Below are 25,471 nucleotides of genomic sequence, written 5' to 3'. Positions count from 1 at the left end.
TTTACAGAAAATCACATACTTATATGCGACACCTCAAAGAGACGTCATCCGATAAAACCAAAAAGAAACCTAAAGTAAGTATAGGTAAAGCATTTAAAACTATTATTTGGCCGAAGAGAAGTCTAGTATTTATAGGACTTTTTTTAATAGTAATAAGGAGTTTAGCTGGGTTAATTTTACCATGGCAAAGTAAAGTATTGTTAGATGAAGTTGTACCTAATAAAGATTACAGTCAGCTTTATACGTTAATAGCCATTGTAATTTCTGCAATAGCGATTCAAGCTGTAACATCTTTTGCACTAACCAAAATACTAAGTGTTCAAGCTCAATATTTAATTAGCGAGTTACGAGCTCAAGTTCAAAAAAAGGTATTGTCTTTGCCTATTAGCTTTTTTGATAACACAAAATCCGGAGCATTAGTATCACGCATAATGAGCGATGTAGAAGGAGTACGTAACCTCATAGGTACCGGATTAGTTCAGCTTGTAGGTGGAACATTTACTGCAATTATTTCTTTAATCATCCTCATAAATTTAAATCCTTGGATGACGCTATTTGTATTTGTTCCCTTATCACTTTTTGCATTTATTGCTTTAAAAGCATTTAAATACATTCGTCCAATTTTTAGAACCAGAGGAAAGATTAATGCAGAAGTAAAAGGTAGGTTAACTGAAACCTTAGCAGGTGTTAGAGTTATTAAAGCCTTTAATGCCGAAGCCCAAGAAAATAAAATATTTGAGAAAGGAGTAGATAATATTTTTCAGAATGTAAAAAAGAGTCTGACAGCTACTGCATTTATGACGAGTTCTTCAACTTTTTTGATAGGTGTCGCTACAACAGGTATTATGGGTATTGGCGGTTATTATATGATGCAAGGTACAATGACTACGGGTGAGTTTTTGTTTTTTACATTAATACTAGGTTTTATGATTGCGCCAATTGTGCAAATGAGTAATATCGGAAGTCAGCTTACAGAAGCACTAGCAGGATTAGATCGTACAGAAGAGCTTATGAACATGACGGCTGAAGAAGATGACGAAAATAGAACTATTAGCTTAAATAAATTAAAAGGACACATAGAATTTAAAAATGTATCATTTGAGTATGAAGACGATAAACCTGTTTTGCATGATATTAATTTTAATGCGCCATCAGGTTCTGTAATTGCTTTAGTTGGTAGTTCGGGCTCTGGCAAATCTACTATTGCAGGTTTGTCAGCAACATTTTTAAATCCAAAATCAGGAAAAATAACCATTGATGGTGAAGATTTATCTAAAGTAAAATTAAATAGCTTCAGAAAGCATTTAGGTGTTGTTCTGCAAGATGAATTTTTGTTTGAAGGCACTATTAGAGAAAACATTATGTTTCCAAGACCTAACGCTACTGAAGCACAATTACAACATGCAGTAAAAGCAGCTTATGTTAATGAATTTACAGACCGCTTTGATGATGGTTTAGAAACTTTGATTGGAGAGCGTGGCGTAAAACTTTCGGGAGGTCAACGTCAACGAATAGCTATTGCTAGAGCTATTTTAGCTGACCCTAAAATTATTATTTTAGATGAAGCGACCTCAAATTTAGATACTGAAAGTGAAGGTTTAATTCAAAAAAGTTTATCGGAATTAACTAATAACAGAACAACTATAGTTATTGCTCACAGATTGAGTACAATTAAACGCGCAGACCAAATTTTAGTTGTTGAATCAGGCAAAATTGTTGAGCGTGGTAATCATGAAGAATTATTATCGACTAAAGGGAGGTATTATGATTTGTACACCTTCCAGGCAAAAATATAAGTATTAAAGCATTTTTAAATTCTGCATAATGAAATTCAAAAACATCATCACATTAATAACAATTATATCTTTTCATATTAATAGTTTCTCTCAGGACTTGACGTTTGAAGAGTATAATCCAAAATCGACTTTAGTTGTCCCAGGAAAAATCATAAAACGCGCAAAATTCCCTTTTATAGACGTTCATGGACATCAGTACCGAATGGCAACTCAAGATTTAGAACCGGTCATTTCCGCTATGGATACACTTAACTTGCAAACCATGGTAAACCTGAGTGGACGTTCGGGTGAAGACTTGATTAAAGCACTTGAGAATGCGAATACCTATTACCCCGGACGATTTGTACTCTTTTGTAATATCAGTTTTGAAGGAGCTGGAGCAGAAGGATGGATTGAAAAAACAGTAGCACAACTTGAAGCTGATGTTAAAGCAGGTGCAGTAGGATTGAAAGTTTATAAAAGTTTGGGCTTGAGAAATAAAGATTTTGAGGGAAACCGACTTGCTATAGATGATTCGCGTCTTGACCCTATTTGGGCTAAATGTGGCGAATTAGGCATCCCCGTTTTAATTCATTCTGCCGATCCAAAATCGTTTTGGGATGATTTTGATGGTGATAATGAGCGTTGGTTAGAGCTTAAAACCCGACCACGTCGTAAACGTGGACCAAATAACCCCGCGCCATGGGAACAAATTATTGCTGAGCAGCATAATATGTTTAAAAGGCATAAGAATACCACTTTTATAAATGCGCATATGGGTTGGTATGCTAACAATCTAGGGAAGCTCGGAAAATTATTGGATGAAATGCCTAATATGAATGTTGGTATTGGAGCAATCATAGCTGAATTAGGTCGCCAACCAAGGTTTGCCAAAGCTTTTTTTGAGAAGTACCAAGACCGTATTTTGTTTGGAAAAGACAGTTGGAAACCAGAAGAATTTCCAACTTATTTTAGAGTTTTAGAATCTGATGATGAATATTTTCCTTACCACAAAAAGTATCATGCATTTTGGCCTATGTATGGCTTAGACTTATCGGATGAGGTATTAAAAAAGGTATATTATAAGAATGCCTTACGAATTGTACCAGGTATTGATAAAACTAAATTCCCAAAATAAATATTTTAAAGTGGGATGTTCCCATGCTTACGTTTTGGTCTATTGACTTCCTTGTTTTCTAGCATGCTAAACGCTTTTATAAGCTTACGTCTTGTATTTTTAGGAAGTATAACTTCATCTATAAAACCGCGTTCAGCCGCACTATAAGGATTCGCAAAAAGTTCTGCATACTCAGCTTCTTTTTCTTTCCATTTGGCTTCTTTGTCATCAGCAGCAGAAATTTCGCGTTTAAAGATGATTTCGGCTGCTCCTTTAGCGCCCATAACCGCAATTTCAGCATTTGGCCAAGCAAAATTCATGTCAGCACCAATGTGTTTAGAGTTCATAACATCATAAGCACCACCGTATGCTTTACGAGTAATTACTGTAATTCTTGGTACAGTTGCTTCACTAAACGCGTATAATAATTTTGCACCGTTGGTAATAATAGCGTTCCATTCTTGGTCGGTTCCTGGTAAAAACCCTGGTACATCTTCCAATACTAAAAGCGGAATATTAAAAGCATCACAGAAACGTACAAAGCGTGCCGCTTTTGTAGAGCTATTAACATCTAATACACCTGCCAAAAACATAGGTTGATTAGCCACAACACCAACAGATTTACCTCCTAAGCGTGCAAAGCCTACTATAATGTTTTCTGCAAAATCTTTATGAATTTCATAGAAAGAATCTTCATCAATAATACCTTCAATAACCTGATGCATGTCATAAGGTTTATTTGGATTATCAGGAACAATGTCTGATAAGTTTTCTCTGACTTCGTCTTTTAAATCAAACGGAATATCAATTGCTTTTTCTCTATTATTTTGTGGGAGATAGCTTAACAAACGCTTGATATCTTCCAGCGCTTCAACATCGTTTGCAGATGTTAAATGTGCCACACCAGATTTTGTAGAATGTACACTTGCGCCACCGAGTTCTTCACTTGTAACTTCTTCATTAGTTACTGTTTTAACCACATTAGGTCCAGTTACAAACATATAACTTGTGTCTTGTACCATCAGCGTAAAATCTGTCATTGCAGGCGAGTATACTGCGCCACCTGCGCAAGGTCCCATAATTGCAGATATTTGTGGAATAACACCAGATGCTTGTACATTACGGTAAAAAATATCAGCATAGCCACCTAAGGAGCGCACACCTTCTTGAATACGTGCACCACCAGAATCATTAAGTCCTATAATTGGAGCGCCTACATTTACGGCCATATCCATAATTTTACAAATCTTCTCGGCATGAGTTTCGGAAAGTGAACCTCCAAAAACGGTGAAGTCTTGTGCGAAAACATAAATCAATCGTCCGTTAACCGTTCCATAACCAGTAACCACACCATCACCATAGAACTTTTGATTTTCCATACCAAAATCTTTGGTTCTGTGTGTGACTAATGCTCCGATTTCTTCAAAAGACCCTTCATCTAATAAATAGAGCACACGTTCTCTTGCTGTTAGTTTTTTCTTTTGGTGTTGTTTGTCTATCCTCGCTTGACCACCACCCAATCTCGATTGCTTTAGCTTCTCATTTAATGTTTTTGTTTTCGAATCCATAATATCTTAGTTAGGTAGCTTTAATAATTTTTGTTCTTCTAAGTAAGTTTTTAGAGCAATTTGTGCTGCTATCTCAGCTTCAGCCTTATGTTGTGCTTCTAAAAGGCTAGGAGAGTAGTACTTTTTTACGAAATGCGTATCAAAATTTCCACTTCTAAAAGCTTCATGCTCGCATACAAAGCGCCCAAATGGTAGTGTTGTTTCTACGCCTTTAACCTTATAATCATCAATGGCTTTTATCATAAGCTCTATAGCTTCAGCTCTTGTTTCGCCATAAGTGATTAATTTTGAAAGCATTGGGTCATAATAAATAGGAATATCCATACCTTCTTCAAAGCCGTTATCCACTCGAATATTTTTGCCAACAGGAAGTTGATATATTTCCAAATTACCCACACTTGGCAAGAAATCGTTCATCGGGTCTTCGGCGTAAACTCGAAGCTCTAAAGCATGACCATTGATTTTCAAGTCATCTTGAGTGATATCTAAAGCTTCACCTCGAGCAACTTTAATCTGAAGTTCCACTAAATCGACTCCGGAAATCAATTCAGAAACAGGATGCTCTACCTGAAGACGTGTATTCATTTCTAAGAAATAGAAATTATGGTCAGCGTCTAAAAGAAATTCTACAGTACCAGCACCTAAATAATCACAAGCACGCGCTACATCGATAGCAGCTTTTCCCATACGTTCACGCAATTCTGGAGTTAATACAGCCGAAGGAGCTTCTTCAACTACTTTTTGATGACGGCGTTGTACGGAACATTCGCGTTCAAAAAGATGAACAATATTACCATGACTATCTGCCATGACTTGTATTTCGATATGTCGTGGGGATTTTACATATTTTTCGATAAAAACCGAACCATCTCCAAAGGCTGAAGTGGCCTCACTTATAGCACGCTTCATCTGCTCTTCTAAATCCTCTTCCTTTTCTACAACACGCATACCTTTTCCGCCACCCCCAGCAGCAGCTTTTATAAGTATTGGGAAACCAATGGACTTTGCGATTTCAATAGCTTCTTTTGGGTCAGTAACTGCATGGTCAACACCTGGAACCATTGGTATATCATAATCTTTTACGGCATCTTTTGCAGCGAGTTTATCGCCCATCATTTCTATAGCTTTAGATTTTGGACCAATAAATACGACATTATTTGCTTCGCAAAGTTTAGCAAAATCAGAGTTTTCACTTAAAAATCCATATCCAGGATGAATGCCATCGGCATTTAGAGACTTTGCAACTTCAATAATTTTATCACCTAATAAATAAGATTGGTTTGATGGCGCAGGACCAATACAAACGGCTTCATCAGCAAATTTCACATGAGGCGCATTTCTATCAACTTCAGAAAAAACGGCAACAGTCTTAATGCCCATTTTCTTGGCTGTTTGCATCACACGAATCGCAATTTCGCCACGATTGGCAACTAATATTTTTTTCATATTATTCGAACGAAATTAAAAGGTTGTTTTTATCTACAGTTTCTCCTTGTTTTACTTCAATTGATTTGATAATACCATCTCTTGGAGCGTTAATAACATTTTCCATTTTCATAGCTTCAAGAATAAGAAGTGCATCATTTTCTTTAACCTCTTGACCTTGAGCAACGCTTATTTCTAAGATAAGTCCAGGCATTGGTGCTTTAATATCATTTACTTTTTTTGAAGCACCAATTTCAAAACCTAATTCACTTATGAGCTGGTCTAATTCATCATGAATAACAACAGAATACGTATTACTATTAACTTTTACTTGGTATGTTTTTTTATTGAAGTCCGATTCTAGTACTGAAGCCTCTAGTGAATTGTCATTGTAAAGAATATGAAATTGATTTTTAGAGGTTTCAACTGCATCTAGATTGTTAATATCTTCTTTTGTGATATTAAAACTATGTGCATTGTTGACTTTTATCTTATACATATCATATGTTTTATTTAGTATTATTAAAATTTGAATCTCTTTGGTGACGCTTTATGGCTTTTCTTGAAAGAATAAGCCCTATAATTAAAGATATAAATGCGCCAATGTATATTCCGGGTATAAAATTTATAAATAAAAAGAAATCGTAGGCACCATGAAATAAGGTAGCCAAACCTAAGCCAGCAAAGTTTAACTTAATTCTGTTGTTAGAGAATTTGGCTTTCCCCATAAAATAGCCCATGAGTATGCCAAAAGTGGCATGTGCAGGCACAGCTGTAAAAGCTCTCAATATGGCAACTTCAGTCCCGCCATCTAAAACATACATTATGTTTTCTGTACAAGCAAAACCCATAGATACCATTACGGCATACATAATACCATCATAAGGCTCGTTAAAATCTTTTTTTGGTTGTGCATAATATTTTACGATAACATATTTACTAAACTCTTCCGAAAGTGCCACAACAATAAATGCTTGTATAAACTGCTGCCAGATACTAAACTCATCAGTGATTGGAATAAACCGTCCTGTAATAAGATATAATACAAGTACTATAAGAACACTAACAAAAGCACCTAGTAAAAAGCTCTTTATTAACAGCCCTAAAGGTTCTTTTTCATGTTTGTCTTGAAAATAGACATATGTGCTTATGGCTAATATCGGCGCTATTGCAAGTAAGAGTAAATGCATTAATGCTTAAGATTTTTAATAGATTCTAGTACAAATTTGTAATATTCGGTGTTTGAAGCTATAAAATGAGAATTGGTAATACTATTTACCAATAGGTTTTCAAACTCATTAAAGGTAACTAATTTTAGAGCTTCGACTTCATCTTTTTGCGGGATTAAGGTATTTAAATCAACTGATAATTCTGCGATATAAACTTGATGAAATTCAAAATCTTTTATAGCACCATTATTATAGATAGATTTATGTAAATGCGCACCTATTTTGGTTAACTCAGTTTCTTTGAGTTGAAGTCCTATTTCTTCTTTTGTTTCACGTATAGCAGCTTCCTCGAAAGTTTCACCAGCGTCTATATGCCCAGCAACAGAAACATCCCATAATAATGGATATATCACTTTTTTATGAGACCGTTGCTGCAATAATATTTCGTCATTTTTTGTGTATAACCAAAGGTGAATGGTGTTGTGATACCAGCCATTTTTATGCACTTCGGATTTTAAGGCAGTTTTACCAGTAGATTTTCCGTTTTTATCAACAATGTCTAGAAGCTCATCCATTGACGACAGCATTTATAACACTAAATAACTTTTTGAAATGTGCCTCGGTATTAAAGACATGGCAAGATACACGCATGTATTCGCCTCGGAAAGACAAATGAATATTATGGCTTTTTAGTGTTTCTTTTAATAGGTCAACATCTACAGAACTAGGGATTTTTATACCAAACAAATGCTTAGCTCTCACTTGAGGATTATCAGATGTAAATCCAATTTTTGATAATGATTTTAATATATCTATTGAAATAGAATGACAGTACTCTTGAAATTCAACTTTATCAATTCTTAATATTTCTTCTAAAGCTGCTGTTTGCATTTTCACATAAATGAAACTACCACTTTCTCCAACAGCGTATCGGTTAGCTTTAGGTTTATATTCCGATTGATATGCCGTTAAACCAGATAAATTTTCGCTACCTAAACGATTTGCCCAATTTTGCTCAATGGGTTTGCCATTATCAAAATATGGTCCATAATAGGCATAAGAACTTCCATAAGGTCCAAATAACCACTTATAACCAGCACAAATTAAGGCATCTGGTTGGATGTCTTTTATAGAAAAGGGTAGTGCACCAATAGATTGACTGCCATCAATAACTAAAAGCGAATTATGTTCATTAGTTTCCTTTCTTATGGCTTTTAAATCAAATATAATTCCGTTCGCCCAATGCAAATGACCGATGGCAACTAGTGCCGTATTTTCGTTTATAGTCTCAAGTATTAAACGATTCCAATCTTCAGAATTGTTAGGTTGATTTACTGTTACAATTTTTGCATTGTATTGTTTGGCTAAATTCTCCCAGATATAATAATTACTAGGAAACTGTTCTTCTACAATTACAATTTCATCACCTTCTTTTAAAGTAATATTATTGGCAACATTTGCCATGCCATAAGATACAGAAGGAATAGTGACGACACGATTATAGTCATCTTCATCGATGAGCTGTGCAAATAACTTTCGAAGCTCGATTACAGGCTCAAACAAATCTGATGCTTGTCGTAACTCTGGATTACTTTTTCTTTTTATAGCAGCGATACCAGCAGCTTCAACCGATTTAAAAGCAGGAGAGAAGCTTGCGGTGTTAAGATAGGTGACATCTTCAGAAATGTTGAAGAGGTGTTGTTGAGAGTTTAGAGGCATAATAACTTTATAACTGATTTTCAAAAAACATTATTTAATCTTCATTATATTCAGAATAGTCATTTTTCCAAATGGGTTTTATTATAATTCCATCCAATTTATTTTTAGAATTTGTATAAACTCTAATCTCCGCTATTTTTTGATTTTTTGAAAAAGTAGCTTTAAATCGATAGTACTTATATCCTGTTTTGTCATACAATATTTCCGACAGATTCAGTTTTACAAGAGTTCCATGTGTAGAATTATATTTGTCGCAAGTTTCGATAACTTTAGATTTTTCTTCTTTCCAAAATTTTATTAGCCACTCAGTAGCGATTTTAGTGGTTAAAATAGGAAAATCATAAGTTTCACAATTTGTAAATGTTTGGTAAGCTAAATCGTATGCTGATTTTTTCTCAGTCTCAGAAACTGTATCTATAGCTAATTTAAATTTCCTTGGTGCTTTTCTTTTTAATTTAGAATTACTTGTTTCTTCTTGAGCCTCACAGTAGAACGTAAATACTAAGAATAAACTCAATAAAACCCATGAAGTTTTTTTCATAGAAAGATAATTTTTAATAAAATGAAAAATTAAAGTAGTATCTAAAATAAAGACTAGTTTCAAACATTAAGCTCTAATAACTCTAAATTTGATGTGTTTAAAATATTATACTTTACTTAAAATAACTAAACGTTTCGCCATCTTCAATTTTTAGTAATGATTCATAAATTAAACGAATCACATTTTCAACATCGTCTTTATGAACCATCTCTACAGTTGTATGCATGTAACGTAATGGTAAAGAGATTAGGGCAGAGGCTACACCACCATTACTATAAGCAAAAGCATCAGTATCTGTACCAGTAGCTCTAGACAACGCAGCACGTTGAAAAGGTATTTTCTTTTCTTCAGCAGTATCCGTAATTAAATCTCTTAGCTTTTGTTGTACTGCTGGCGCATAAGCAATAACTGGACCTTTACCAATTTCTGCAAGACCTTGTTTTTTAGGGTCTATCATTGGCGTAGTCGTATCGTGTGTAACGTCGGTTACGATAGCTACATCTGGTTTTATAGTTTCAGTAATCATTTCGGCACCACGTAAACCTATTTCTTCCTGTACAGAATTGGTGATGTAAAGCCCAAAAGGTAATTTCTTTTTATTCTCTTTTAGTAAGCGTGCTACTTCTGCAATCATAAAACCACCCATACGGTTATCTAATGCACGACAAACAAATTTATCGCCATTAAGAATATGAAACTCATCCGGATACGTAATAACACAACCAACATGTACACCCATTTTCTCAACTTCGACTTTATCTTTTGCACCTATATCAATACAGATATTATCTGGCTTTGGGGGTTCTTCCTTTGCACGATTTCTTGTGTGTATTGCAGGCCATCCAAAAACACCTTTTACAATACCTTTTTTGGTATGGATATTCACCACTTTACTAGGCGCAATTTGGTGATCACTTCCGCCATTTCTAACCACATAGAGTAGACCTTTATCAGATATATAATTGACGTACCAAGAAATCTCATCGGCGTGTCCTTCTATGACAACCTTGTATTTTGCTTTAGGATTGATAACAGCAACAGCACTACCATAAGTGTCGGTTATAAACTCGTCTACATAAGGTTTTAGATAGTTCATCCATATTTTTTGACCTTCCCATTCGTATCCAGTAGGTGATGCGTTATTTAAGTATTTTTCTAAAAAGTCCATCGACTTTTTGTTGAGTAATTTCTTTTTTGCCATGCGTTTAAAATTTTCCTAAAAATAACAATATTAATAGTAAAATTAAGGTTATAGGATATATTAATTCGTAATTTTGAATAGCTTTAATTTCATTTTTGGAATGGTTTTAGAGAGATATAATAGTTATGCGATACATTATCTTTTTTTTCTTCTGTTTTCCTATGCTTTTATTAGCGCAGATAGAACCTGTAGAACAAGATTCTTTGCAAGAAAAGTACTTGCTTATTGAAGGCGATTCTATTCCAAGAAAGTATATCGATTTAGATGAAGTTCTAGTGTTGCCAGATTTAAAATTTCGTGATAAAGATGAGCGTTATCGTTATTTGATTTTAAGGCGTAAGACTCGCAAAGTATACCCATATGCAAAGATGGCAGCGGAACGTTTAATAGAGTTAAATGAAGAGTTGAAACAGTTTGAAAAACGCCGAAAAAAGAAAAAGCATGCAAAGAAAGTTCAGAAATTTATTGAAAAAGAATTTTCTGCAGAACTAAAGAAACTCACCAAGACTGAAGGTCAGATTTTAGTAAAATTAATTCACCGTCAAACAGGGAAAACTGCCTTTCAGTTAGTCAAAGAGCTGCGTAATGGATGGCGTGCTTTCTGGTATAATAATACAGCGAGTTTGTTTGATATTAAACTTAAGCGTGAGTTTGCACCATTAGATGTCGAAGAAGATTACCTAATCGAAGACATTTTACGGCGCGATTTCCAGAATGGCCGATTAGAGCGTCAAGAACCTGCTTTTGAAATTGATTATTACGATTTATTAAATAAATGGAAAACCTCTAAAGCCATTACAAAAAAGCAATGAGTGAACAATCTAAACGCGAAGAATTACTAAATGCTTGGTCTCATGGATTGGGCTCTGTTTTAGGAGTTATTGGTTTAGTATTACTGATTACTAATGTAGACAACTCCAAACCATGGTCATTGTTTAGTGTTGTTGTTTACGGGCTATCAATTATTATTTTATTTACGGCATCTACCGCTTACCATGCTATTTCTAATTACGATTTAAAACAAAAATTTAGAATTGTAGACCATATTAGTATTTATTTACTTATTGCTGGAACTTACACTCCAGTTTTACTAATTATGTTACCAGACAGTTTGGGCTGGCCTTTATTTTATACGGTTTGGGGTATTGCCATTTTTGGTGTGATTTTAAAACTCTTCTTTACAGGTAAATTTGAGATATTTTCAACACTATTGTATCTAGTTATGGGTTGGTTGATTGTGTTTGACTTTTCTACACTATCAGAACTAATGCATCCAAATGGCATATTATGGCTATTTGCTGGTGGTTTGTTTTATACTGTTGGTATTGTCTTTTATGCCATACATAAAATACCTTATAATCATGTGATTTGGCACTTCTTTGTATTAGGTGGTGCTATTTGTCACTTTTTAATGATGTATTGGCATGTGACTTAGTTAGTCAAATGTAGTTTTACAAAATGATTAATTCTGTTTTTTACGATATCAGGTATCTTTTCATTTTCGAGCCAAGTATGTATATTACCTATATAATCCATTCCAAGATATTCTGCAGATAAAATAAATGGTAAAAAGAATTCTTCAGTTTGACTATCATCATTGCTGGTACTTAATACAGACATTTGTTTATCTCTTAATTTTCTTCCTAGCTCTTTTTCAATCGTAAGACAATCTGTAAGTCTATCGAAAAATACTTTAAGAATACCACTCATTGTATACCAATATACTGGGGTTGCAAAAATAATTTGTTGATAGTCAATTATCTTTTTCATTAGTGGTATAAAATCATCATCTCTGTTTTTATGACTATAATCGAAGTGAGAAATATTTAAATCATTTAAGTTAATCAAGTCGAAATCTAATGATTGCTTTAGGTAATCAACAATTTTTGAAGTGTTTCCATCATTTCTTGAGCTCCCAAAAATTAATATTCGTTTTGTCATAATGATTTAAACATGCTGATCAATGAGAATTGTATTACCATCAGGATCAAACATAGTTATACTTTCTGGCCCTTTGGTCGTTTCATCAGCTTCTTTTACTAACTTAATGCCTGAAGATTTTAGATGTTTTTGGATAGCTCTTACATCATCAAAATTATCTTGATTTTCAGCATCTTGATTCCATCCTGGGTTAAATGTTATGATGTTTTGCTCAAACATCCCTTGAAATAGACCTACTATAGCATCACCGTTTTTCATGATGAGATAATTACGTTCTATGTCTCCAGCGAATACCGAGAATCCTAGGGTTTCATAAAACTCTTTAGAAACTTTAATATCCTTAACACTTAAGCTTATTGAAAACGCACCTACTTTCATGATTAATTTAGTTTAGAAGTTTTGTAATTCTAAAGTTAATAAAAAGGCACTTATAAATTAAAGTCTTAGCCTTAATTGTTCTCAGCAGCAAAAAATTTCTTACCAATAAAAGGAATGTCTTTTCTCGAAAACCATAATGTCACTAAACTTAAAAGAAATGTTACTATTGCCGTGTAAAATAATAATCCGCCATCTCCATTGATGTCTATGCCTAACTGTGTAAGATGCATCATAATAGCGCCACCAATAACACCAAGTACAAGAGTTGCGCCTAGCCAAGTCGTTTTTGGAACTAGAATTAAAATACTAGCAATAAGTTCTAATACGCCAATGCCAATTCTTCCATACGGTTCTAGGCCTACTTTTGTAAAAATATAGACGCTGTCTGGATGAGCTGTAAACTTAAATCTGAGAGTTTGTATTAGAATGACAGCTACTGCGATGCGAATGATTAGTTTTAAGTATTTCATGTTTAATTATGTTTCTTTTTGGTTGTGTTTTATAGAACACTAAGTCTACTATTGGAAAGTATACTTACATAATGACTAAATTTTTAAATGAAAACAATTAGATTAGTCATCATTTAATTTGCCATAGTATATCAAATCCACCAATTTGCCAGAGGTTGTTTTATAATCGCATCGAATAGTACCTTCAATTCTAAAACCTGCCTTTTCGGCTATTTTACGAGCAGAATAATTTTCGGGATGTGTTCTTAGAAATAGTTTTCTAAAACCTTGTGTTTTAAAGCAATGTTTACAAAATAGAATAAATGCCTTAGTAGAAATTCCTTTACCAGCATAATCCTCATCGATATAAAGTCCCATTTCGGTTTTTGGAATCTTCCAGTCTACATTTTTTAAGTCTAGAAATCCAGCAATAGTATTGGTTTTGGTATCTTCAATAATGTATGGGAAGTATTCACGTTTATTAACTCTTTCCAACATTTCAGCTAAAAAAACTTTAGTGTCTTCAAATGTTTTTGTTCTAGATGTTGTTCCTGTGAAGAAATCTTCTAAACGTTTTCTGTTTTTAGATACCATTTTGTAATAGGCATCTATATCGGAGTTTTGCAACAGACGAATGTTGTAATTATCGAACTGCATTTACTTTAATTTATAAAACAATAATCTACTTTGTTTGTTCATAGGTAATAGTAAAAGTTCTTTTTCTTTAACATAGGCAATGTCACCAACGCTTTGTCCTACAGTAAGAACCTTTTTGGTATTACCATTATAATCAATAAGATGGATATTGCCACTCTTCCAGTCAGATATTATCATATGCTTATCATCATAAGGTCTAATTCCGTCTAAATTTCCGATAATTGAAGAGATTGCATCTACACTTTTTGTAGCCATATCTATTTTAGATAGACGTCCACCTTCCGGAGCAGAACCCCATGATACCACATACATTGTATTGTCTTGGACTAATAAACCATTTGGTTTGTCTAGAGCGTCATCTGCTAACCACAATGTAAAGCTACCTTCGGTATCTAATTTATAAATTTCTGAAGTTCTAGTATCAGAAACATAGACGTTACCAGAATTATCTATAGCTACATCGTTTAAAAAAGCGATGCTTGGCAAAGTATATTTTTTTAAGATTTCACCCGTTTCTATATCAGCTTCAACCAGTTCTGTATTATCAGAAACATATAGTTTGTCTTTAGTTATAGCAATGCCTTTTGGGTCATTAAGTCCAGCAATAAAGGTTTTATTTAAAATTTTACCATCTACATTTATCGTAGCAATAGAACCATCACCATCTTGACTATTACCAATAAGTGAAGCATAAACCCTATTGTTTTTTGAATCATACACTGCAGATTCACAATGTGTTAGTTCTAAAGTTTCAGAAATAAATGTTGGAATTGAGCTTTTAGTCTCTTCAATAACCTTTTTAAGATTTGCCAAGTTTGTTTCTTCTTGTGCTTTAACAGTACCGCCTGCTAAAGCCATCAGAGATTTAGAGACCATGCCATTACCTTTGGCATTAGTACTAGAGCTTATTTTTGTTTTTCCATCTACATCACTCATACTAAGTTTATAATCCATGTTCATAAAATCTGATGTAAACGTCATTGATACAGACTCGTTAGGCACAATCTCAGTAATAGTCTCGCGTATGACCATTTCTTCTCCTTCAGTTATAAAATAGATATCAGATACTGCACCAACACTATCAGGTGTACCGCTTACATGTTCAATTTTCTGGAAGCCCATCAACCAATCTGCCATTTTACTTGGGTCTTGACTAACAGCCCAAGATTCTGCTAATGGTTTATCTACCATGACTTCACAGTCATAAGTAACTTCAGATTTAATAATCCCCAAAAGAAAAAAACCGATAACTAGAACAGCAATAATTCCTAATATGTACTTTAAATATTTCATGATATTGATTTTAGCTAATTATTAGTTGTATTATTGACTAAAGTTAATAAAAAGAAAAGTATGGTGTTTTTGCTTTTTTGTAATAGATAGACTATGACTTAATAATGTCTTTATATTCTTCAAAAAAAGCTTCAAAAAGAGGCATAGTTTGACTAAAGAATACCATGACCGTTTGCCAAGAATTTTTGTTGTGTATGGATACCTTTTCTTCTAGCGGTAGATAAATTCTGGATATTTCCTTTCCATTATCTAAGTAATATTCTTCTTCATAAATAGCATTTGGTAAATACTCTGAATGTAAAATGCTTTTTAGAGCTTCAAGTTTTTCCCAACAATTAATTCGGTTTTCTAAATCATCTTCTAAATCTAGAGATACAAAGGCTTTTTCGGTATCAAAATAAAACTTAAAAGATAAGCCCTTGATTTTAGTATTGTAAAGCAACCACTTTCTCGGAAATGACTTTCCGAAGCTAATCCAGAAATCTTCTCGTAGTTTTCGACTTTCTTCTTTACTAAACATTTTAGATAATATATGCTATAATGACACCTAAGCAAATTGCCACAAGCTTTGATAAGTTGAATTTATGACCTTCGCTACTTTCAAACAAAATGGTTGTAGAAATATGTAAAAAGATACCTATAACTATGGCGTTAATACTTGTGAGATATATTGGAGCAATAGACGTAGTATTAGAAACTAATGTCCCTAAAGGTGTCATAGCAGCAAAGACTAACATAAAACTAATAGCTTGTTCTTTTACATACATTGATTGTAATAGAAAAGAAGTCAATAAAGCAGCAATAGGAATTTTATGGATAAATACACCATAAACCATATCATTATGCTGATGGATGGGGAAGCCTTCTAGAAAACTATGTATGCAAAGGCTTATAAATAACAACCATGGGAAATGCTTGTTTTCTTTGTGAATATGTACATGGCCATGCTCTGCACCTTTAGAGAAAAATTCTAAAATAATTTGCAATAAAATACCACACATAATATATAAACCTGTACGTTTTGTATCTAGGTGTTCATATACTTCTGGTAATAAATCAAAAAGTGTTAAGGCTAATAAAAAAGCACCGCTAAATGATAACAATAATTTAGTGTAGGTCGTTTTTTGCTTTCTCGTTACAAAGGCAATAATAACACCGATTGCAATAGCATATATGGGAAACAAGTACTTATTCATGCGTGCAATTTACTTAAAAATCATAATCAAACGTTCAGATGTTTTAGGATAATATTTTCGGAGTTTATAATCTCCAAATACATCTAAGAGGTGCACACCAGAATTTTCAAAAAGTGTTTCGAAATCTTTTAAACTAAAAGCCTTTACGCGTTCTTGAAATTTATAATCGTTACCTTCAGCAGTAAAAGATATGTCTTTAATGATGTAGCCGTTTTCAAGACGACGTTGTTGTAAAAATTCAATCCCATCAACGGTTTTGACATCGTGAGCTACTAAGTTATCAATCACGTATTCGGAATTCATAAAGTCAATAACCCCGAAACCAAAGTCATTTAATTCTTCTCTAATTGCCTTAATTGTTCGGAGATTACATTCGTCATCTTCAAAATAACCAAAACTTGTAAAGAGATTAAAAACAGCATCAAATGTTTCAGGATATGGTTTTGTCATATCATGAACATCAAATTTTAAAGTATCGTTTTCAAACTGTTTGGCATAATCAATGCTTTGTTCGGATAAATCTACACCGGTAACGTTATAACCAAGTTTATTTAAATAAATGGAGTGTCTGCCTTTTCCGCAAGCTAAATCTAAAATTTTTCCATTCTCAGGAAGGTTAAGATAGTTGGCAAGATTATCCATAAATGCTTGCGCTTCAGTATAATCTCTGTCTTTATATAAGATATGGTAGTAAGGTGTATCAAACCAAGAGGCATACCATTTTTCTGTTGTTTTTGTCATAGTTAGTGTGGTCTTTCGACTTTACAAAAATACTGTATTTTTGCAACCTATTTGACGTATAGTATGGACGGAAATTTCAAGATGGTAGCCAAAACATTATTTGGCTTTGAAGATATATTAGCCAATGAGCTTAGAAACATGGGCGCTATGGATGTTGAGAAAGGTGTTCGTGTGGTCACTTTTGTTGGTGATAAAGGTTTTATGTACAAGGCAAATTTAGGACTTAGAACAGCAATTAAAATCCTAAAACCTATAAAGTCTTTCCGTATTTCTAGAGAAGAAGATTTATACAAAAATGTTAAAAATATTAAGTGGGAGAACTATTTGAAACCTGAAGGCTCTTTAGCAGTTGATGCAACTGTACATCATAGTATTTTTACGCATTCTCAATACACTGCTCTTAAAACTAAAGACGCCATAGTAGACCGTTTTAGAGAGAATAATGGCACAAGACCTAATGTAGATTTGCGTTTTCCTGATATAAAGATTAATGTACATATCGACCGTCAACGTTGCACAATTTCTTTGGACACATCAGGTGAATCCCTACATAGAAGAGGTTATAAAACTGCTACTAATATTGCACCAATAAATGAAGTTTTAGCGGCAGGACTTATTATGATGAGTGGTTGGGACGGACAATCAGATTTTATGGACCCAATGTGCGGTAGTGGTACTATTTTGGCTGAAGCAGCGATGATAGCTTGTAATATTCCGCCTAATTTAATGCGAAAAGAATTTGCTTTTGAACGTTGGGAAGACTGGGATGTGGATTTGTTTGAAAAAATAGAAGAATCACTTTTGAAGAAAACACGGGATTTTCATCATAAGATTTTTGGTTATGATAAGTCGCCATCGGCTATAAATAAAGCGAAAGAGAATATTAAAAATGCGCATTTAGAGGAGTTTATTCATATCCAGCATGAAGATTTTTTTAAGACTCAAAAAGCCGGTAGTGATAAATTGCATATGGTTTTTAATCCGCCTTATGGTGAGCGTTTAGAGAATTTAAATGTTGAAGAATTTTACGGAAATATTGGTACTACCTTAAAGCATGGCTATTCTAATACCAATGCTTGGTTGGTGACTTCTAATCTTGAAGCATTAAAATTTGTTGGTTTAAGACCATCGCGGAAGATTAAAGTATTCAATGCAAAACTTGAAGCACGATTAGTTAAATACGAAATGTATGAAGGTAGTCGTAAGGCCAAAAAAAAGCTCTAATTTTTTGTTGCAAAATTTTTACAATTGAATTTCTTTAGTTCTTTTTGGATATGTACTATATAGTTTAGTAACTAATTCTTGAATATGTTTTTCTAAATTTTTCTTTGATTTATTTAAATTGCATTTTGTTGAAGCCTGCCAAATAATAGTATTGGTTTTGTAATCAGCAACGTATAAGATGAGACTTTCTTGATTATACGTTTCCTCAGTTATTTTGCATTCTTCCCAATATTGAAATTCTTCTGAATAAGAACAATCTACAAAACTTAAGGTTTCTCTATTGACAACAATCTTAAAACCAGCCTGTAATTCAGGGTTTAAAGCATTTGTTTTGTGATTTCTTATCTGCATTTGTTTTGTGACCTCATTGGCTATATATTGTCTACTCTTTTCATTATCGATTTTTGGATGTGTTACTTTTTCAGGAAATAAATCATCATTACAAATGGTAAATGTTGTGTAACTATCAAAATCTGCATTCATATTATAGTCATAGATAATATCATAAGCTGTAGCACAGCTAAACAACATTAGTAAAATAATGCACAAAAAAGTCTTTGAAAGTTTCATGATAAAGGGATTAATAATTTGACCAAATATCATTATTTAGATGCCAACAAACTATGATATATGTCAGCTATCTATTAATTAAAAACTGTTTTAAATCTTTATAATTAGAAATATTTATAGATTCTTTCTTTTTATCAATTACATCTTTGATTTGTTCAGGTAATTCTACCTTAGTTTTTATAACATCCTCAACAACATCTAAAAATTTTGTAGGATGTGCTGTTTCTAAAAAAACAACGTGGTCATTAGGTGTTTTTTCTAGATGTTTTAAAGCGCCTAAATAACCAACTGCACCATGTGGGTCAGCGATGTAGCTATAGGTTGAATAAATTTCTGACAATGCTTCTCGTGTTTCACTATCTGTAAAACTATAAGATGATAGATTTTTCTTTAATGCATCAAAATTTTGATGGTATAATTCTTCAATCCTGATAAAGTTACTCGGATTGCCCACATCCATAGCATTACTTATGGTTTGCACAGATGCTTTTGGATTGTAATCTTTAGTTTTAAGATAATTAGTAACTACATTATTTGCGTTGTTTGAAGCTATAAAATGTTGGATTGGTAAGCCTAATTTCTGAGCAACAATACCAGCGCAAATATTCCCAAAATTGCCGCTAGGTACTGAGAATACAATACTTTTGTGTTTGTTTTTTAGTTGCTTGTAGGCAAACATAAAGTAGAGTAGTTGTGGTAACCACCGCGCTATATTTATTGAGTTTGCAGATGTCAATTGCATATTACTAGTCAGTTCATCATCAACAAAAGCTAGTTTAACCATGTCTTGGCAATCGTCAAAAACACCATCTACTTCCAAAGCAGTAATGTTCTGTCCAAGTGTAGTGAGTTGTTTTTCTTGAATGTCACTCACTTTTCCACTAGGATACAAAATCACAACATCTACACCTTTAACACCTAAAAAACCACTGGCCACAGCGCCTCCTGTATCTCCAGATGTAGCGACCAGCACAGTTACATTTCTAGAACTATTTTTATTAAAATAGCCTAAGCATCTTGCCATAAAACGCGCACCAACATCCTTAAATGCCATAGTTGGACCATGAAAGAGCTCTAAAGTTGATATGCTATTATTAAATGCTATAATGGGAAAGTCAAAAGACAAGGTTTCCTTAATAATTTGTTTTAATTCTTTTTCAGGAATTTCGTTACCAACAAATTGTTTAATGGCTTCAAAGGCTATTTCGGTATTGGACTTCTGTTCAATAGTTTCAAAGAAAGAATCGGGTAGAGGTGTTATACTTTCAGGGAAATATAAGCCTTTATCTGGAGCTAGGCCTCTAACTACGGCATCTTCAAAAGTAGTTGACGGTGCTTTTCTATTTAATGAATAGTACTTCATCTATAAAATTTTAATGCCTTCAGTATTAATTTTTGAAACAAAAGTATTATACTCAATATCTGTTTTCGAATAGATATTTCTGAACGCTTTTTCAACGCTTTCAGCATTTTCTTTCCCTTTACTCAATGCAAATATTGAAGGTCCAGAGCCAGATATACCACAGCCTAATGCTCCAGATTCTAATGCGGCTTTTTTTATAGCATCGAAATGTGGAATCATTTGTTTTCGGTGAGGTTCTACTATGACATCTTTGAGTGATTTACTTAATATTTCATAATCATTTGTATGAAGGGCATGTACTAAGCTGCCGACGTTAGACCATTGCGTTATGGCACTTTTTAAATCTACAGTTTTGGGTAAAATAGCTCGTGAGATAGAGGTTTTTATTTCTATTTGAGGATGAATTAGTGTAGCAAATAAATCATTAGGCGTAGGTAGTTGTAGCACATCAACAGGATTAACGCTTCTTACTAATGTAAAACCTCCAAATATTGTAGGTGCTAGATTATCGGCATGCTCTGATTGGCTAGCTAAAGCTTCGCCTTTTAGTGCATATTTGGTAAGTTCAGTTTTGTCTAACGGTCTTCCAAGCAATTCATTCATACCAAAAACACTTCCCGCTGCACTAGCAGAGCTACTTCCAATCCCACTACCAGGCTTTATTTTTTTATAGATTTCAATTTCAAAACCACAATCTGGTTGTAAAGCTTCATACATAGTTAAAGCCGACACTCCAGCTACATTTTTTCTAGCTTCATATGGCAAGTCATAGCCTTCAATTTTAGTAATCTTAATACCTTTTTCGGATGTCTTATGAATAACCATTTCATCACCAATACTATCAAGGCAAAATCCTAAAACGTCAAAGCCACAAGATACATTTGCTACAGTCGCAGGTGAGAATATTTTTATGCTACTCATATTATTTATTTCCGATTTTTATAATATCTGCAAAAAGGCCAGAAGCGGTAACATCTGCACCAGCACCAGCACCTTTAACAATTAGTGGTTGCTCTGGGTAACGTTCTGTATAGAACATAACAATATTATCTTTCCCTTCGAGATTATAAAATGGGTGACCTTCTGGAATTTCTCGTAAGCCAACTTTGGCTTTTCCATCTTTAAACTCAGCAACATACTTTAATTGACAATTATTTGTTTTTGCAGAAGCATAAATATGTTGAAAGTGAGACTCATCTTCTTTTAACGTATCATAGAAATCATCTACAGAACTGCTTTCTAAATTTGCGGTAGTTAAGAAAGACTCATTTTCAATATCTTCTATTTCCATTTTGCCGCCATTTTCTCTTGCTAATATTAGAATTTTGCGAGCAACGTCAATACCACTTAAATCAATACGTGGGTCGGGTTCTGTATAGCCTTCAAATTGTGCACGTTTTACCGTGTCATGAAAATTGGTATGGTCGCCAAAATGGTTAAAAACAAAATTTAGGCTGCCAGATAAAACAGCTTGTATACTCGTAACTTTATCTCCAGAAGCTACTAGATTATTTAATGTATTAATAATTGGTAATCCAGCACCAACATTAGTTTCGTATAAAAATGCAGTATTGAAGCTCAATGCTAAATTGTGCAAGTTTTCGTATATATCATACGCGCCAGAACATGCAATTTTATTACAAGCCACAACTGCGATACTATTTCTTAAATATTGTGCATACCAGTCCGAAACTTTCTCATCTGCTGTGATATCTACAAAAATGCTATTGCGCAAATTAAGTTCAATTACCTTGTTAAAAAAACGTTCTAGGTTTGATTGTTCAGCAAAGTCAAAAGCTGAAGGCCAGTTTTCTAAATCAATGCCTTCATCATTAAAAACCATTTTGCGAGAATTTGCCATCCCCACTATACGGACATCAATCTTTAGTTTCTCTTTGAGAAAGCTATGTTGCTGTTCTATTTGATCTATTAAACGTTCTCCTACATTTCCCACACCAACTATAAAAACGTTGAGTTGTTTGGTTTGGACTTCAAAAAAGCGTTCATGTAATGAGTTTAAAGTTTTTTTCACATCACTTTTATCAATAACAGCTGATATATTTCGCTCTGAAGCACCTTGTGCAATGGCTCTAACGTTAATATTATTTTTACCAAGTGTACTAAACATCCTGCCACTAATACCTTGATAATTTTTCATATTATCACCGATTAATGCAATAATAGATAATCCTGTTTCAACAAGAATAGGTTCTATTTTTTTTAGAGTAATTTCATATTCAAAAGTCTTATCTATAATTTTTTGTGCTGTTTGAGAATCTTTAATGTCTATTCCAAAACAAATAGCATGCTCGGATGAGGCTTGTGTTATAAAAATGACATTGATTTTTTCATTTGCCAAGGTTTCGAACAAACGCTTAGAAAAACCAGGAATACCTACCATACCAGGACCTTGCAGAGTAAGAAGCGCAATATCATTGATATGTGTTATACCTTTTACTGGATTTTTTATTGATGCTTTAGTCTCGTCAGAAATCTTTGTTCCAGCATCATTAGGTTGCATGGTGTTTTTGATTAGAATAGGTATATTAGCATCCAATACAGGTTGTACCGTTGGTGGATATAAAACTTTAGCACCAAAATGCGATAATTCCATTGCCTCTTGAAATGATAACTGTTCAATTGGGACAGCTTGCTTTACCAATTTTGGATTAGCAGTATACATGCCACTAACATCAGTCCATATTTCTAGGATTTCTACATTTAAAGCAGCCGCAATTATTGATGCAGTAAAGTCAGAACCACCACGACCTAGAGTTGTTTCTTCACCGTCTTGGTTTTTTGCAACAAAACCAGGAAGAATAGTAATCAAAGATTTCGATTCCTTAAAATATGTTTGAATATTTTTCTCTGTTATAGTTAGTTCTACTTCTGCATTGCCATGGTCAGAATTAGTGATAATCAATTCTTGCGAATTTTTACGAATAACATCTAAACCTCTTGTAGCCATACATTTTACAATAATGTATGAAGACATAAGCTCTCCAAAACTTACCAGTTTATCTGATATTTTTGGCGTTAATTCATTCAAAAGATATAAACCTTCTAAAAGACTTTCTAAGTCTTTGAATTTGGTTTCTACGGCAGATATTATAGTTTCATTATCTGATGGAATCAGTTCCTTTACAAGTGAAATATGAATATTCTGAACTTCAATAAAAATATCCTTATAAGTCTCGTCTTTTCTTATAGCAAGATTGCCTGCGGCCAAGAGTTTGTCTGTTATTCCTCCGACTGCAGAAACTACAGTAATTACTTTACTATCTTTTGACTTATTGTCAAGAATAGAAATAACATTGTTTATATTAGAGGCAGAACCGACCGATGTCCCACCAAATTTCAATACTTTCATGTGATTGATGTTTGAAAATTATTGATTTTATAAAAAATTGAGAGCTAGAATATTACACCTAAAAAGCTTAATAATAAGCACTTTACAATTTTAATAGCTTTTACATTTATGCATGTTAATGTTTTAACAGCATTACTAATCAAATGTATTATTTTTACCAGAATAAAAAAATATAATCACTGGATGATTATATATTTAAAATACATAGAATGAAAGTCTTTTCGAAGGAACAAATATATGAGGGTGATAAAGTAACTGAAGAACGACAAAAATTGCCGCCTTCTGAACTTATGGAGCGCGCTGGTCTTCAAATTTTTAATTGGATGCATATGCGTATGCAAGGTGCACAAGTGCCTATTCATATTTTTTGTGGTATAGGTAATAATGGAGGCGATGGATTAGTGTTAGCTAGACATCTGATTACCCATGGATACAATGTTGAAACTTATGTTGTAAACTGTGGTAATAGTCGCTCAAAAGACTTTTTAATAAGTTATGATAAGGTTAAAGAAGTTACCAAAAAGTGGCCACAATTGTTAAAGTGCGAATCTGACTTTCCAGAAATACATAAAGATGATATTATTGTTGATGCTATTTTTGGAATTGGTCTCAATCGTACTATTGAGGATTGGATTAAAGCATTGTTTCATCATTTTAAGGATTCTGAAGCATTTACACTTTCAGTAGACATACCGTCTGGTTTATATACAGATAAACCTGTAGAAGATGTTAATGGTGTTGTAAAAGCTAATTATACATTAAGTTTCCAATCTCCAAAATTAGTGTTCTTTTTGCCAGAAACAGCAGACTATACTGTACAGTGGGAGGTTATTGATATTGGTATAGATAGAGAATATCTCATAACTACTGATACAGAGGTTGAACTTATTTCAAAAAATGAAATTCTACCAATGTATACGCCAAGAACAAAATTTTCTCACAAAGGTGATTTTGGACATGGTCTTATCATAGGTGGTAGTTATGGAAAAATAGGCGCAGTACAATTGGCAACACGTTCTGTTTTAGCTTCTGGTGCTGGTATGGCAACAGCTTATGTACCAGAATGTGGTTATTTACCACTACAAACTTCTTTACCTGAAGCGATGGTATTGACTGATGTAAATGACAAAAAAATAACAGATATAAATTTTGATATCGTACCATCTGCAATTGGTATTGGTGTTGGTACAGGAACTGATACTGTTACAGTCCAAGCCTATGAGGCTTTTTTGAAAAATAACAAAGCACCACTTGTGATTGATGCAGATGCAATTAACATGCTTTCTGAAAACAAGAAATTACTAAAGTTAGTTCCTGAAAATTCAATTTTAACACCGCATCTCAGAGAGCTAGAACGTTTATTAGGGAAGTGGTCTAGTGATTTTGAAAAGTTAGAAAAGGCTTCAGCATTCTCTAGCAAGCATAAGGTAATATTAGTCATAAAGGGTGCGCACACAATTACTGTATATGGACAGAAAAAATTTATAAATGTTACAGGCAATCCCGGTATGTCAACAGCAGGTTCGGGAGATGTATTAACAGGAATAATCACTGGACTTTTATGCCAAAATCATTTACCAATTGAGGCCACACTTTTTGGTGTCTATTTGCATGGAAGAGCAGGAGATTTATCAGTTGAAGAATTTGGATATCAGAGTTTGCTAGCTGGCAATATTATTGATTATTTAGGTGAAGCTTATATAGATTTATTTAAGCAACCAGAACAGCCTCAAGAAGAAGTTGAATCAGAAGACGAGGCATAAAAAAAGCCCAT

26 protein-coding genes are annotated in these 25,471 nt (G+C 33.6%); 6 read left to right on the top strand and 20 right to left on the bottom strand.

The window, feature by feature from the left end; genetic code table 11:
* The first annotated feature begins 23 nt into the window (after positions 1-23).
* Both Q0770_RS11740 and Q0770_RS11735 read left to right on the top strand, forming a co-directional pair.
* Positions 24-1,796, top strand: a complete 1,773-nt coding sequence (locus Q0770_RS11740; RefSeq protein ID WP_299117178.1) for an ABC transporter ATP-binding protein — start codon at positions 24-26, stop codon at positions 1,794-1,796.
* Between the two features lie 28 nt (positions 1,797-1,824).
* Positions 1,825-2,913 carry an amidohydrolase family protein gene (locus tag Q0770_RS11735; RefSeq protein ID WP_299117176.1) on the top strand — a complete coding sequence of 363 codons (1,089 nt, stop codon included), beginning with the start codon at positions 1,825-1,827 and terminating at the stop codon, positions 2,911-2,913.
* A 5-nt stretch (positions 2,914-2,918) separates the two neighbouring features.
* Here the strand turns inward: Q0770_RS11735 and Q0770_RS11730 are convergent, their stop codons facing one another.
* The 8 genes from Q0770_RS11730 to Q0770_RS11695 all read right to left on the bottom strand — a co-directional run bounded on the left by Q0770_RS11730 (position 2,919) and on the right by Q0770_RS11695 (position 10,515).
* Entirely contained in the window at positions 2,919-4,460 is a 1,542-nt protein-coding gene (locus Q0770_RS11730) for an acyl-CoA carboxylase subunit beta (RefSeq protein ID WP_299117174.1), read from the bottom strand.
* Positions 4,461-4,466: 6 nt separating this feature from the next.
* Positions 4,467-5,906 (bottom strand): acetyl-CoA carboxylase biotin carboxylase subunit, encoded by a 1,440-nt coding sequence (accC, locus tag Q0770_RS11725; RefSeq protein WP_299117173.1) that lies wholly within the window; start codon positions 5,904-5,906, stop codon positions 4,467-4,469.
* Position 5,907: 1 nt separating this feature from the next.
* A complete protein-coding gene (locus tag Q0770_RS11720) occupies positions 5,908-6,384 on the bottom strand; it encodes an acetyl-CoA carboxylase biotin carboxyl carrier protein subunit (protein ID WP_299117171.1) in 477 nt (158 codons plus the stop codon).
* 10 nt (positions 6,385-6,394) lie between these two features.
* Positions 6,395-7,075 (bottom strand): PrsW family intramembrane metalloprotease, encoded by a 681-nt coding sequence (locus Q0770_RS11715; RefSeq protein ID WP_299117169.1) that lies wholly within the window; start codon positions 7,073-7,075, stop codon positions 6,395-6,397.
* Positions 7,075-7,629 carry an NUDIX domain-containing protein gene (locus Q0770_RS11710; RefSeq protein WP_299117167.1) on the bottom strand — a complete coding sequence of 185 codons (555 nt, stop codon included), beginning with the start codon at positions 7,627-7,629 and terminating at the stop codon, positions 7,075-7,077. Before Q0770_RS11710 ends, Q0770_RS11715 begins: the two co-directional genes overlap by 1 nt.
* Positions 7,622-8,797 carry an aminotransferase class V-fold PLP-dependent enzyme gene (locus Q0770_RS11705; protein ID WP_299117165.1) on the bottom strand — a complete coding sequence of 392 codons (1,176 nt, stop codon included), beginning with the start codon at positions 8,795-8,797 and terminating at the stop codon, positions 7,622-7,624. The genes Q0770_RS11710 and Q0770_RS11705 overlap by 8 nt, the downstream gene beginning before the upstream one ends.
* A gap of 10 nt (positions 8,798-8,807) precedes the next feature.
* Positions 8,808-9,314, bottom strand: coding sequence for a hypothetical protein (locus Q0770_RS11700; protein ID WP_299117163.1), 507 nt, complete (start codon positions 9,312-9,314; stop codon positions 8,808-8,810).
* Between the two features lie 112 nt (positions 9,315-9,426).
* A complete protein-coding gene (locus Q0770_RS11695) occupies positions 9,427-10,515 on the bottom strand; it encodes a M42 family metallopeptidase (RefSeq protein ID WP_299117161.1) in 1,089 nt (362 codons plus the stop codon).
* Positions 10,516-10,676: 161 nt separating this feature from the next.
* Here Q0770_RS11695 and Q0770_RS11690 point away from each other — a divergent pair, with 161 nt between their 5' ends.
* Both Q0770_RS11690 and Q0770_RS11685 read left to right on the top strand, forming a co-directional pair.
* Complete coding sequence (locus Q0770_RS11690; RefSeq protein WP_299117159.1) at positions 10,677-11,327, top strand: DUF4294 domain-containing protein; 651 nt, start codon at positions 10,677-10,679, stop codon at positions 11,325-11,327.
* Positions 11,324-11,950: a hemolysin III family protein gene (locus tag Q0770_RS11685; RefSeq protein ID WP_299117157.1), complete on the top strand. Its 627-nt coding sequence runs from the start codon at positions 11,324-11,326 to the stop codon at positions 11,948-11,950. Before Q0770_RS11690 ends, Q0770_RS11685 begins: the two co-directional genes overlap by 4 nt.
* Here the strand turns inward: Q0770_RS11685 and Q0770_RS11680 are convergent.
* The 8 genes from Q0770_RS11680 to Q0770_RS11645 form a co-directional block, all read right to left on the bottom strand.
* Positions 11,947-12,456, bottom strand: coding sequence for a flavodoxin family protein (locus tag Q0770_RS11680; RefSeq protein WP_299117155.1), 510 nt, complete (start codon positions 12,454-12,456; stop codon positions 11,947-11,949). The two genes, Q0770_RS11685 and Q0770_RS11680, sit on opposite strands and share 4 nt — an antisense overlap.
* A 6-nt stretch (positions 12,457-12,462) precedes the next feature.
* On the bottom strand, positions 12,463-12,834 hold the full coding sequence (locus Q0770_RS11675) for a VOC family protein (RefSeq protein WP_299117153.1): 372 nt from the start codon (positions 12,832-12,834) through the stop codon (positions 12,463-12,465).
* A 71-nt stretch (positions 12,835-12,905) separates the two neighbouring features.
* Positions 12,906-13,304, bottom strand: coding sequence for a DoxX family protein (locus Q0770_RS11670; protein WP_299117151.1), 399 nt, complete (start codon positions 13,302-13,304; stop codon positions 12,906-12,908).
* Between the two features lie 102 nt (positions 13,305-13,406).
* Positions 13,407-13,940 carry a GNAT family N-acetyltransferase gene (locus Q0770_RS11665; protein ID WP_299117149.1) on the bottom strand — a complete coding sequence of 178 codons (534 nt, stop codon included), beginning with the start codon at positions 13,938-13,940 and terminating at the stop codon, positions 13,407-13,409.
* On the bottom strand, positions 13,941-15,233 hold the full coding sequence (locus tag Q0770_RS11660; RefSeq protein WP_299117147.1) for an SRPBCC family protein: 1,293 nt from the start codon (positions 15,231-15,233) through the stop codon (positions 13,941-13,943).
* A gap of 91 nt (positions 15,234-15,324) precedes the next feature.
* Positions 15,325-15,753, bottom strand: coding sequence for a DUF4268 domain-containing protein (locus Q0770_RS11655; RefSeq protein ID WP_299117145.1), 429 nt, complete (start codon positions 15,751-15,753; stop codon positions 15,325-15,327).
* A 1-nt stretch (position 15,754) separates the two neighbouring features.
* On the bottom strand, positions 15,755-16,429 hold the full coding sequence (locus Q0770_RS11650) for a ZIP family metal transporter (RefSeq protein WP_299117143.1): 675 nt from the start codon (positions 16,427-16,429) through the stop codon (positions 15,755-15,757).
* Positions 16,430-16,438: 9 nt separating this feature from the next.
* Complete coding sequence (locus Q0770_RS11645) at positions 16,439-17,170, bottom strand: cyclopropane-fatty-acyl-phospholipid synthase family protein (protein WP_299117141.1); 732 nt, start codon at positions 17,168-17,170, stop codon at positions 16,439-16,441.
* Between the two features lie 63 nt (positions 17,171-17,233).
* Between Q0770_RS11645 and Q0770_RS11640 the strand changes: the two genes are divergently transcribed.
* Positions 17,234-18,394 (top strand): class I SAM-dependent RNA methyltransferase, encoded by a 1,161-nt coding sequence (locus tag Q0770_RS11640; protein ID WP_299117139.1) that lies wholly within the window; start codon positions 17,234-17,236, stop codon positions 18,392-18,394.
* Between the two features lie 18 nt (positions 18,395-18,412).
* Here Q0770_RS11640 and Q0770_RS11635 read toward each other — a convergent pair whose 3' ends face one another.
* From Q0770_RS11635 to thrA, 4 genes are all read right to left on the bottom strand, one after another.
* Positions 18,413-18,964, bottom strand: coding sequence for a DUF4136 domain-containing protein (locus Q0770_RS11635; RefSeq protein WP_299117137.1), 552 nt, complete (start codon positions 18,962-18,964; stop codon positions 18,413-18,415).
* A 67-nt stretch (positions 18,965-19,031) separates the two neighbouring features.
* Complete coding sequence (gene thrC, locus Q0770_RS11630; RefSeq protein ID WP_299117136.1) at positions 19,032-20,327, bottom strand: threonine synthase; 1,296 nt, start codon at positions 20,325-20,327, stop codon at positions 19,032-19,034.
* Entirely contained in the window at positions 20,328-21,248 is a 921-nt protein-coding gene (locus Q0770_RS11625; protein ID WP_299117134.1) for a homoserine kinase, read from the bottom strand.
* Position 21,249: 1 nt separating this feature from the next.
* Positions 21,250-23,697, bottom strand: coding sequence for a bifunctional aspartate kinase/homoserine dehydrogenase I (thrA, locus tag Q0770_RS11620; RefSeq protein WP_299117132.1), 2,448 nt, complete (start codon positions 23,695-23,697; stop codon positions 21,250-21,252).
* 209 nt (positions 23,698-23,906) lie between these two features.
* On the opposite strand from thrA, the gene Q0770_RS11615 reads away from it, so the two are divergent.
* Positions 23,907-25,460: an NAD(P)H-hydrate dehydratase gene (locus Q0770_RS11615; RefSeq protein WP_299117130.1), complete on the top strand. Its 1,554-nt coding sequence runs from the start codon at positions 23,907-23,909 to the stop codon at positions 25,458-25,460.
* Positions 25,461-25,471 lie beyond the last annotated feature (11 nt).

Origin of the sequence: uncultured Winogradskyella sp. (assembly GCF_947501905.1) — a bacterium.
Taxonomy (GTDB): domain Bacteria; phylum Bacteroidota; class Bacteroidia; order Flavobacteriales; family Flavobacteriaceae; genus Winogradskyella.
Note: the sequence above shows the minus strand (reverse complement) of the source record. Positions and strands in the feature narration are given on the sequence as shown.